A 2,092-nucleotide genomic window follows, 5' to 3' on the forward strand; every position below is an offset into this window, starting at 1 on the left:
TGACGCGTGTGTGCGAAAAAATCACACTCAAAGATGATTACAAGAAAAATCACATTACATAACAACACTTACGTGTTGTTGATGCTCGCGTCCACTATACGATTCTCAAACCACTACCAAACACCACCAGCGACCACGCAACCACCCGGCTGCCGGCCCCTGACAGGTTGGTCCTGTTGGTTGAAACCACACCCAACACTGTTGGGGTTTGTGATTCCAGGACCCAATAACGTGTTCGTCCTAGCCCATCCGAATACCCACCATCGTCGAGGCACTAACCCCAACAACGCTGAGCAGACGAGCGACAGTTGTGATGTTCCACCCTTGAGCACCCACGACGGGACACGATCGGCCCCCTACCGTGGGGTTCTAATGTGTGCTCCTTAGAAAGGAGGTGATCCAGCCGCACCTTCCGGTACGGCTACCTTGTTACGACTTAGTCCCAATCACCAGTCCCACCTTAGACGGCCCCCTCCCACAAAGGGGTTGGGCCACCGGCTTCGGGTGTTACCGACTTTCGTGACTTGACGGGCGGTGTGTACAAGGCCCGGGAACGTATTCACCGCAGCGTTGCTGATCTGCGATTACTAGCGACTCCGACTTCACGTAGTCGAATTGCAGACTACGATCCGAACTGAGACCGGCTTTAAGGGATTCGCTCACCCTCACGGGCTCGCCTCTCTCTGTACCGGCCATTGTAGCATGCGTGAAGCCCAAGACATAAAGGGCATGATGATTTGACGTCATCCCCACCTTCCTCCGAGTTGACCCCGGCAGTCTCCTATGAGTTCCCACCATCACGTGCTGGCAACATAGAACGAGGGTTGCGCTCGTTGCGGGACTTAACCCAACATCTCACGACACGAGCTGACGACAACCATGCACCACCTGTACACCAGCTCCGAAGAGAAGAACTGTTTCCAGAACGATCCAGTGTATGTCAAGCCTTGGTAAGGTTCTTCGCGTTGCATCGAATTAATCCGCATGCTCCGCCGCTTGTGCGGGCCCCCGTCAATTCCTTTGAGTTTTAGCCTTGCGACCGTACTCCCCAGGCGGGGCACTTAATGCGTTAGCTACGGCGCGGAGAACGTGGAATGTCCCCCACACCTAGTGCCCAACGTTTACGGCATGGACTACCAGGGTATCTAATCCTGTTCGCTCCCCATGCTTTCGCTCCTCAGTGTCAGTTACAGCCCAGAGTCCCGCCTTCGCCACCGGTGTTCCTCCTGATATCTGCGCATTTCACCGCTACACCAGGAATTCCAGACTCCCCTACTGCACTCTAGTCAGCCCGTACCCACTGCACGCGCAACGTTAAGCGTTGCGTTTCCACAGCAGACGTGACCAACCACCTACGAGCTCTTTACGCCCAATAATTCCGGACAACGCTCGTACCCTACGTATTACCGCGGCTGCTGGCACGTAGTTAGCCGGTACTTCTTCTGCAGGTACCGTCACCCGAAGGCTTCTTCCCTGCTGAAAGCGGTTTACAACCCGAAGGCCGTCATCCCGCACGCTGCGTCGCTGCATCAGGGTTTCCCCCATTGTGCAATATTCCCCACTGCTGCCTCCCGTAGGAGTCTGGGCCGTGTCTCAGTCCCAGTGTGGCCGGTCGCCCTCTCAGGCCGGCTACCCGTCGTCGCCTTGGTAGGCCATTACCCCACCAACAAGCTGATAGGCCGCGAGCCCATCCCCGATCGAAAAAACTTTCCACCACAAAACATGCGTTTCGTGGTCATATCCGGTATTAGACCCGGTTTCCCAGGCTTATCCCGAAATCAGGGGCAGGTTACTCACGTGTTACTCACCCGTTCGCCACTCATCCACCCCCAGCAAGCTGAGGGCTTCAGCGTTCGACTTGCATGTGTTAAGCACGCAGCCAGCGTTCGTCCTGAGCCAGGATCAAACTCTCCATAAAAAATTTATGTTACGAATGAATCCCAGCAAGACAGCCAACCCGACCACGGGGGTGGTCGAAGCCGGCCAATGATTGTCTCACCAGAAAATAAATGTTCTGGCATCACAAACTTGTTCAAACAAACACGCTATTGGATTCTCAAACCACAAACACACACCCATCACCGAAACCCGA

Annotated in this window: 2 rRNA genes (1 of these 2 only partly in view); both read right to left on the reverse strand. The window is 55.0% G+C overall.

From position 1 onward, the window contains the following. Nucleotides 1-115, reverse strand: a 23S ribosomal RNA gene (locus IHE57_RS16105) (it extends 3,120 nt beyond the left edge of the window). 272 nt (nucleotides 116-387) lie between these two features. Continuing rightward, nucleotides 388-1,918, reverse strand: a 16S ribosomal RNA gene (locus IHE57_RS16110). The 16S and 23S rRNA genes sit together here, the layout of an rRNA operon. Between the last annotated feature and the right edge of the window lie 174 nt (nucleotides 1,919-2,092).

Origin of the sequence: Brevibacterium renqingii (genome assembly GCF_017808105.1) — a bacterium.
Lineage (GTDB): Bacteria > Actinomycetota > Actinomycetes > Actinomycetales > Brevibacteriaceae > Brevibacterium > Brevibacterium renqingii.